Origin of the sequence: Streptomyces sp. P17 (assembly GCF_032436805.1) — a bacterium.
Lineage (GTDB): Bacteria > Actinomycetota > Actinomycetes > Streptomycetales > Streptomycetaceae > Streptomyces.
The window spans coordinates 1-280 of the sequence record NZ_JAVRBF010000683.1 but is presented as its reverse complement, the minus strand read 5'-3'; the positions used below and the strand labels follow the sequence as shown (position 1 = coordinate 280).

Sequence of the window (280 nt, the reverse complement as noted above, 5' to 3'; positions counted from 1 at the left end):
GCACCGCCCGCGGCTGTTCCACGACCAGCGTGCCGGCGATCACATCGCCCAACCGCTGCCGCCGCTTGTTGCGCAGAAAGAACCCCGCCACGCCGCAGACCCACAGAAAGGTCAGCACCAGCATCAGCCCGCTTTCCCCGCCCATCAAGAAAACCTGTGCGGGGGCCAGAAACTCGGCCTCTTTCATCATGTTGCGGGCGACGATCTGCGACGGGCGCAGGCGGCGGCCATCGGCGCTGATGACGCGGATGCCGGTCAGCCGCTTGCCGATGGTGCGGCC

The 280-nt window shown here is 67.9% G+C and carries 1 protein-coding gene; it reads right to left on the bottom strand.

Translation table 11 applies throughout. The annotated features are described in order from the left end of the window. A partial coding sequence (locus RMT89_RS42570; RefSeq protein ID WP_315889123.1) for an RDD family protein occupies positions 1 to 280 on the bottom strand: 280 nt, incomplete at both ends.